Below are 7,988 nucleotides of genomic sequence, written 5' to 3'. Positions count from 1 at the left end.
TGGGTTCTACTCTCGCCAGCGTTCCCACATGTGCCTCTCAACTGTCGAACTCGGGTTAGAGGGTGACAATATCACAGACCGATAACAAGGCACCTCGTATGGACTTGCTCCGCAGGAATGAATGTGTTAAGATATGACCGGATGTCCGTACAACCGAATGCGAGGGGAGGTAGGTCGATGAGTCGTCAAGTTGCTCTGGTTGGGTCGAGCGGTGGGAATCTGTACAACCTCGGTGGTAAAGACCCGGTCAATCTCATCCAGGAGGTTTGCCAGCAGGCCGAGGCGGCTGGCATCAAGGTCTCTCGGGTTCTGTTCGTGGCTGCCAGGGCCTCCATGGATCAGGCCAGGCCGGAAACTCCCGCGGCGCTCTACACGCTGGAAAACGGGACCCCCAGCGTGGTGTTCGAGGGTACCCTCAGAGAGGTAAACTCTAAGGCTCGAGAGTACGACGAGCAGCTGGCGCGAGAGGTAACTGCCGGGCAAATCGATGCTCTCTTTCTGGTCAGCGCGGACCCGGACGGTGTCAACCGGGCCAGCGTCGAGGCTGCAGTGGCGCGCAAGCTGGTCATAGTGGGTACGGGCGGTACTTCTATGGCAAAAGTTCGGGCTGCAGGTGGCCAGGTCATCGCCGTGTCCGGTACCACGGGGACTACGAACCGTACCAGAGCCATTGCAGGAGTGTCGGCCCTGGCCAAGCACTGGCAGTTGAAGTACCGTCCGGTGATCGGCAAGAGTGGTGTTATCCAAGGTCAGGGATCGCCCTGGCAGAGAGTCAACTTCCGGGGCATAATGATGGCTTCGTTGCCCGGGTTCATCGCCATGGCTCTAACGCTAGCGCTCGGGAAGATCCCCTTTCTGGGCGAGTTTAGCAAGATCTTCGACACCATGATTGCGGCTCTTCCCGTCATCGTGGCAGCAGTGGCGGCCAAACAGGTTTCGGGGCTGGATGAAGTGGCGATCGTAGCCGGTGTGGTGGCGGGAACGCTTTCCGTGCAAGGCGGCATAATCGGCGGCATCATAGGAGGCGTTCTGGCTGGAATCCTTGTCCCGTACCTGCTCACGCTATGCTTCAATTGGAGGTTCCCGGCCACTACGGCGAACATCGTGTCGGGGGGCGTTTCCGGACTGGCAGCCGGGCTCCTGGTCTACTTCCTGATCGCGCCGGTTGCCCTATGGGCTGGTGAGGGCATCCGCGCCATCATCAACACCGCCCTGGCATTCAGCGGGATCCTGGCTGGCGCGGTAGCCGGATTTCTCATCTGGCCCGCCATCATGGGTGGGGTGTATCACGCTGCCATCCTCCCCATCGTGCTGTTGGAGATGGAAAAGACCGGGAACAGCTTCCTGGGCGCGATCGACATGTGTGGCCTGGTCATGGTGTCGGCGGGCATAACGCTGGCTAACATCATCTTCCCAAGGACAAAGGACGAGGCCACGGTAGCCGCACCAGGGTTTTTGGTCAATGTGGGTTTCGGCACGTTCGTAGAGGCGGCCTACCCCTTCATGTTCTCGGACCGGCTTGTGTTTGCAGGGGCGTTGATCTCGGCAGCCATTTCGGGAGCCTTTGTGGGGCTGATGAACGTAAGGGGTACGGCCTACGTGCCCTCCGTGGTAGCGCCGGCCATGTCCAACAACCCACTTGGCTTCTTCATCTCAATGCTCATAGCGCTGGGTTCCGCCTTTGCATTAACCGCCGTTGCTAACAAGAGGGCTAAAGCCAGGGTCCGCTAATGCTCTCGGGCGCTGGGGGGAGAAAAAACGAGTGGCGCCCTGGGCGGAAGGGAGTTGACATCAAGTGATCCGCGGAGACATGAAGCGGAAACGGGAACATGCGATGCGGAAAGTCCTGGAGGCAATTGAGCTGCACGGAGGCACTACCATCTTGGCCACCGGGATCACGGGTGACGATGCTCGGCTTGCCATGGCGGCTGTAGAAGCCGGAGCCAGGCTTCTGGAGCCCAACCATCCGGCGGTGGCGCTCGCGCGGGGCCACCGGGGGGTAACAAGCATGCACGCCGCCGAAGCCGTGCGTCACGAGATCTCGGTGGAGCAGATGGCAGAGGTGGTGCGTGGAGTGAGGGCGGTCGTAGGACCGGAGATATTCATCACCGCAGGTATCCCGGGGGGATTTACGGAAACGATCCCGCGTCCGTTGAAAGAGCATGACGTGCTACTCATCGCGGAAGCCGGGACAGACGGGCTGCACGTGCACAAGAGTGATCTCGAAGACCTCAGGGACATCGTTGGGCTTGCGCATGCCTATGGTCTTCTGGTAGATGCTTACGTGGCTCACCCCTCTGATCTACACCCCTTCGGCGTTCCGGCGGAAAGTCCGGAGGAAGTGGCGGCGGTGGCCAAGCAGATGGAGGTTGCCGGTGTCGACCTGATCGGTCTCATGACCGGGATGAGTTACGAGGGCGTCAAGGCCGGGGAAATCCCCTCTCTGATCCGGGACCGCCTGGCCGCTTTGATCGGGGCGGTGTCTTGCCCTACCCTGGCCGAGGGGGGCATCAATCTCGCGAATTTCCGAGCCTTTCGCGGCACGGGTGTGAACATCCTGGTGATCGGTACGACTTTTGACGATACCGCCAGGAAGGCTGTGAGAGACGCTGTTGAGCTCTTCCTCCGGAATGGAGCTGCTTCGGGGTAGGAGAGGCGGAGACAGGGCTTAGAGAGGTCCGGGGCGCCATGGGCAAGGCGCCCCTTTCTTTGAACCGGGGACTGGGATAGAATGCATTTGGGGGGGTTGGCATGACCGTGAGGGGCAGTCCTGTGCCGCTATACTACCGGATTGCAGAGACACTCCGCGAACGCATAGCCCGCCGGCACTGGCAACCGGGAGACCGCCTGCCAGGGGAGCATGAGCTTATGTCCGAGTTCGCGGTTTCCCGGCACACTGTCCGTCAGGCGCTCTCGCTCCTGGAGAACGAGGGTTTCGTGTACCGTCAGGCCGGCCTGGGCACATTCGTGCGTTCTGAGAAATCTAGCTACCCACTCACCCATCTCCAGGGGTTCACGGAGCAGATGGAAGAGCGGGGGTTGATCCCCTCGTCTCGAGTCCTCCGGCTTGGTCGGGCTGTTCCTCGGCCGGACGTGCGCTCTGCTTTGGCTCTCCCGAAAGGGCAGGAAGTATGGGAACTGGTGCGACTCAGACTGGCCAACGGCGAGCCCATGGCTGTAGAAACCACCTTTGCACCCGCTGCCCTGGTGCCGGGCCTCGATCGGGAGGACTTGAGTTCACTATCGTTCTACCGTTACGTGGAGGAGAAGCTCGGGCGCGGTATTGCGGGAGCTACACAGACTATCGAAGCCGAAGTGGCATATGGCGACTTGGCTAAGCTGCTCCTCATCTCGCCCGGTAACGCGGTGCTACGGGTGAAAAATGTCACCTTCCTTAACAACATGCGACCGTTGTGTTTTGTCGACTGTTACTATCGTGCGGACCGCTACGCCTTTTCCGTGGCCATGCCCAGGCAGAGTCGGGGGACCATGCCAGGCAACCACGTCGATTCGGCGGAACGGAAATAAACCGGTAGTCGGCGCCCGGAACCTGGCAATCCCAGGTACATACCATACGTGCTATGGAAATTGCTCGATCTCATTGACTGATTGGGGGGAAAGGGGTTACACTCTCCCAGAGGCCACTTTACCACTTTACCCATTTAAAGAGCAGGGGTAGGGGAGGAGTCAAATGGAAGTTTGGTCACGCTGCTCTCGACCGGAAACGCTCTCAACTGTCAGGAATTCCGCGCCTTCGCCGGAAGGCAAGAGGCACGATCGCGCTTGCTGCTCCCGGCTGAAGATGCTGTGGGGGTGGTAACCGTGCGATGCGGCAAAGTCGCGCGAAAGACCAGAGAGACTACGGTGGAGGTCGAACTCGACCTGGACGGGTCGGGGAAGGCTGTTATTGCGACGGGTCTGCCTTTCTTCGATCACCTTCTGAGTGCCTTCGCGTGCCACGGGCGATTCGACCTTTCGGTGCAGGCGACGGGCGATATCCAGGTGGACGGGCACCACATGGTCGAGGACGTAGGTCTGGCCATGGGACTTGCCCTCACGCAGGCGCTGGGAAAGAGGGAAGGGCTCCGCAGGTGGGGATGGGCCTTGCTCCCCATGGACGAGGCTTTGGTACAGGTAGCGGCGGACCTGGGCGGGCGGTCTTTCCTGGTCTATCGGGTGCCTGTTAGTCCTCGCTCCTTTGGGGATTTCCATACGGAGATGGCAACCGACTTCTGGCAGGCTTTTTCTCAAAAAGGTGGCATCACCCTGCACGTCAACCTGGAATACGGTGAAAACGCTCACCACGTACTGGAGGCCGTCTGGAAAGCAGCTGGGGTTGCCTTGCGGGCGGCGGCGGCTCTGGATGACCGAGTCAGCGGGCCATTGTCCACCAAAGGTGTCCTGGACTTACCTGCCGGCTCGTAGGTGCTGGGCCGGGACCCGGTGCCGATTTCCTGCTTGCTGTGTTCGTTCCGTAAGGCTTGTCGATTAGGAGCTCCGGCGCGAGGGATCTACGACCTGGAGATGGACCTGGAAGTGCAGTTGATGCGGATCAACGATGGATTCATCGCGGGCATCCCAAGCCTTTTACGGAGATTGCCATTGAAGTGGCCCGCGGCTCAGACACAGCCTTTTTCTGTGCTCCTTCGGGAAGCGATTGGCCCCGTTTATTCTAACACGCCCCTCGACCCAAGCTGGCAACTCCGTGATTCGTTGTAGAGCATGGGGGACACGGTTGTGGATTTGGGGGACGACGAGTTCACGCGGGGGAGACCTCGCCCGATGATCGATCCGGCGTTGCGCCTGCAAAGGTTTGAGCGTAAGGCAATTGAACCCGAGGTGGCTGTTGTCGTGCTGTATGTGACCCCTGGCAAAAGAGCGGGGCGCTGGCGTACTTGTGCGGTGCCCTCGGGCGGCGGGCGCCGGACCCCGTCGCTTACTCCAGGGCGGCGGAGTACTGACTGTGCCTCGGCCTCAGAGTGGCTGGGGTGTGGCGGGCCGCCTCCTTTCTGCTATCATGCGGAGTAGTGCAGGTGAGGGAGGAAAGGACCATGGGTTCCATACGCGAGTGCGACCTGCCGGGGATCGGCCGGAAGTTCCAAATCCAAACCCGTAGTGGGGACAAGCTGGTGGTGGTTGTCCACGACGATGGCAGGCGAGAGATGTATCATTTCAGTCCGGACGATCCCGAACAGTCCGTATCGGTGGTGACCCTGGACGACGAGGAAGCTCGGGCTGTGGCGGGGATACTGGGTGGCCTCACCTATCGACCCAGAGCCCTCGAGGACGTGGAGATCACCTTTGACGAGATGGTGGTGGAGTGGTACAAGGTAGGGCCGGGAGCGGCCGCGGTGGGCAAGACCATCGGGGAGCTCGACCTGCGCCAGAGTACGGGTGCCACCGTGATCGGCATCATCGAGCCGGATCACACCAAGAAGCTCAACCCGGGAGCCGAGCAGGTGATCAGGGAGGGGTCGACTCTCCTGGTCATGGGGGACCGGAGACAGGTGGAGGCAGTGAAGAAGCTCATCCTGGCGGGGAGGTGAGCGATGGAAAACATGGTCCTGGAGCTTGGGCTGGCCCTCAGTCTCATAACTCTGGCCGGCCTCCTGGGTGCTCGGCTGCGTCTGTCGATCGTGCCCTTTGCCATCCTAGCTGGCCTGGCCGTGGGTCCCCACGCTCCGCGGTTCGGCATCTTCGATTTCCGGTTTATCCAGAGCGGCTCGACCATTGAGGTGATGGGCCGGCTGGGGGTTATGTTTCTCCTCTTCTTCCTGGGCTTGGAGTTTTCCATAGTGCGCCTGCTACGTGCGGGAAGGTCCATTTTGGCCAGCGGGCTGGCTTACATCCTGATCAACTTCCCCCTGGGCCTGCTGGTCCCTTGGTGGATGGGCTGGCCGTTCTGGGAGGCCCTGACGGCTGCGGGGGTCACGATTATCTCGTCCAGCGCCATCGTTACAAAGATGGTGGTGGATCTCAGGCGGACCGCCAACCCGGAGACGGAAATCATCCTTGGGCTGATGCTGTTTCAGGACCTATTCATCGTGCTGTATCTTACCCTGGTGTCCGGACTGACGGGGGCGTCGCAGCCTAGTACGCTGGAGACGCTCAGCCATGTGGGGGCTGCCCTCGCCTTTGTGGGAGGCTTCCTCGCTCTGGGGCGACGGTTGGCGTCTTACCTGAACCGCTGGCTGGCCATACCCTCGGAAGAGGTACTGCTGGTGGCATTGTTCGCCGGGCTCACCCTGGTGGCGGGTCTGGCGGAAAAAGCCCACGTGTCTGCGGCCGTGGGTGCCCTCCTGGTCGGCCTGGTACTCGCCGAAACCGAACACGCCCGCCGCATCGCCCAGATGGTGGTACCTTTCCGGGACTTCTTCGGGGCCCTGTTTTTCTTCAGCTTCGGCCTGGGCATCGATCCCCTTGCCCTGGGTGGAGCCGTGTGGCCGGCCCTGGCCGCGGTAGCGCTCACCGTAGCCGGCAACCTTGCGGCAGGAGTGCTGGCCGGGCGGATGGCCCGGCTGTCGCCGCGAGCCTCCGCCAATATCGGTTTCACGATCCTCTCGCGGGGAGAGTTCTCGATCATCGTGGCGGGGCTGGCTAAGACGCGCGGTCTTCTTCCCGTTCTTCAGCCGTTTGCCGCGGTGTACGTGCTGGTACTGGCCGTGTTGGGCCCGGTGCTGACGAAGGGTTCCGCGCAGATTTACGCCTTCCTGAGCAGGGCCGGCGGACGCACTGGTACCGGATCTTGGGGTCGGCCGCCCCGGTGATTCGCATCCCGGCAGCGCGGATGACCGGGAGGGCATCCAGTACCTCCGGGTTTAAGAGGTGCGCGGACCTGCGGTCTGTTGTGCCAGAGAACATGAGATATCCGAACAATGGGGGAAGCCTGGCTCCCGGTTGGGTCTACTGCTCGAGGGGCCGTTGGAAGCTGCTTCAGTCGAAAAGCTCTTTGACAAGAGCCTCTTTGCTAAGCTTGAGGTGGGCAGCAACGTCCGTCAGGATAGCACTCAGGGTCCCGACCTTGCACCGGCGGCAAGTCGGAGCGGTTCGTCCGGACCGTCGGGGAGGCCCTGGGGAGTCCCCTGCCGACCGGGTTCTAACAGAGCGTCGAAGAGTTGCCGGCGGACCTGGACAGGTGGCTGGCCTAGTGCAACAGGCAGCGGCCTCACCAAGGCCCGATACAACCGGGGCCGCCCGCTGCTGCGGGTGCTCTGCGACTGCCAGGCCCGGCAGGCTTTAGGGGTGCCTTAGCAAATTATGACAATAGAACCCCATAGAATCCATCTTCGACGCCGTGCGCCTCCGTACGCGGGCAACGAGACGGATGAGGTCAGCTGGTACGGGCCTGTATCTGGTCTTCCAAATGATCAAACGCTCCCAGGCCAGGTGGCACAAGCTCGATGGTGCTGATCTCCTAACAAAAGTTGCTACTGACGTCGCATAACTCCAACGAGTTGAGGATTCTGGCCCTGTGCTGTGGTTAACCTTCGACTTGCCTCTGGTGGTGTTGTGCAGTAGCCATTCTTTGCCCCCACACAGAGAGGGGAGTGGCTTCGTCCTTGTTCCGGTAACCGTGGCATCGGCAACATTGGAGGGCAATGTGGTTGGATTTGAGCGCAGAAATGGCTGTGGTACACTAGAGGGCGAGGTGAGCCGGTTGAAGGCGAGATTCAAGGTTCTGTTGGAATGGAACGAACAAGGCGGAGGTTACACGGTAACTGTGCCCGCGCTGCCGGGGTGCCTGTCGGAAGGGGACACGGTTGAGGAGGCGCTTGGCAACATTCGGGAAGCTATTGAGGGTTATCTCGAGGCGCTTAGGAAGCAGGGTAGGGCCGTACCTGCGGAAGACGTGCACCTGCTGATAGGCGAGGTGGAGGTTGCGGTATGACAAGGCTGCCCCGCGTTTCCGGCAAAGATGTGGTGCGTGCGTTACCCGGCCTTCGACAGTTTGTAGGAAGGCATGAGGTGTAGATTGGCTTCGCTGAAGG

8 protein-coding genes are annotated in these 7,988 nt (G+C 61.0%); all 8 read left to right on the top strand.

Annotated elements, in window-relative coordinates:
- Positions 1–177: 177 nt before the first annotated feature.
- The 8 genes from QME70_13985 (at position 178) to QME70_13950 (ending at position 7,888) form a co-directional block, all read left to right on the top strand.
- Positions 178–1,731, top strand: coding sequence for a PTS sugar transporter (locus tag QME70_13985; GenBank protein ID MDI6895675.1), 1,554 nt, complete (start codon positions 178–180; stop codon positions 1,729–1,731).
- A 64-nt stretch (positions 1,732–1,795) separates the two neighbouring features.
- Positions 1,796–2,650 carry a histidine biosynthesis protein gene (locus tag QME70_13980; GenBank protein ID MDI6895674.1) on the top strand — a complete coding sequence of 285 codons (855 nt, stop codon included), beginning with the start codon at positions 1,796–1,798 and terminating at the stop codon, positions 2,648–2,650.
- A 107-nt stretch (positions 2,651–2,757) separates the two neighbouring features.
- Positions 2,758–3,528 (top strand): GntR family transcriptional regulator, encoded by a 771-nt coding sequence (locus QME70_13975; protein ID MDI6895673.1) that lies wholly within the window; start codon positions 2,758–2,760, stop codon positions 3,526–3,528.
- 294 nt (positions 3,529–3,822) lie between these two features.
- Entirely contained in the window at positions 3,823–4,425 is a 603-nt protein-coding gene (gene hisB, locus QME70_13970; GenBank protein MDI6895672.1) for an imidazoleglycerol-phosphate dehydratase HisB, read from the top strand.
- 297 nt (positions 4,426–4,722) lie between these two features.
- Positions 4,723–5,028, top strand: a complete 306-nt coding sequence (locus QME70_13965; protein ID MDI6895671.1) for a hypothetical protein — start codon at positions 4,723–4,725, stop codon at positions 5,026–5,028.
- Between the two features lie 23 nt (positions 5,029–5,051).
- Positions 5,052–5,546, top strand: a complete 495-nt coding sequence (locus QME70_13960) for a cation:proton antiporter regulatory subunit (GenBank protein ID MDI6895670.1) — start codon at positions 5,052–5,054, stop codon at positions 5,544–5,546.
- 3 nt (positions 5,547–5,549) lie between these two features.
- Positions 5,550–6,767, top strand: coding sequence for a cation:proton antiporter (locus QME70_13955; GenBank protein ID MDI6895669.1), 1,218 nt, complete (start codon positions 5,550–5,552; stop codon positions 6,765–6,767).
- Positions 6,768–7,657: 890 nt separating this feature from the next.
- Positions 7,658–7,888 (top strand): type II toxin-antitoxin system HicB family antitoxin, encoded by a 231-nt coding sequence (locus QME70_13950; GenBank protein ID MDI6895668.1) that lies wholly within the window; start codon positions 7,658–7,660, stop codon positions 7,886–7,888.
- The last annotated feature ends 100 nt before the right edge of the window (positions 7,889–7,988 follow it).

It is taken from the genome of Bacillota bacterium, from assembly GCA_030019365.1.
Lineage (GTDB): Bacteria > Bacillota > Sulfobacillia > JACIYH01 > JACIYH01 > JACIYH01.
This window is presented reverse-complemented; position numbering and strand designations above follow the sequence as displayed.

Excerpts from the sequence above, each read along its gene's own strand:
- QME70_13985 (MDI6895675.1), top strand. The coding sequence starts at position 178 with ATGAGTCGTCAAGTTGCTCTGGTTGGGTCGAGCGGTGGGAATCTGTAC.
- QME70_13960 (MDI6895670.1), top strand. The coding sequence starts at position 5,052 with ATGGGTTCCATACGCGAGTGCGACCTGCCGGGGATCGGCCGGAAGTTC.
- QME70_13965 (MDI6895671.1), top strand. The coding sequence starts at position 4,723 with ATGGGGGACACGGTTGTGGATTTGGGGGACGACGAGTTCACGCGGGGG.
- QME70_13955 (MDI6895669.1), top strand. The coding sequence starts at position 5,550 with ATGGAAAACATGGTCCTGGAGCTTGGGCTGGCCCTCAGTCTCATAACT.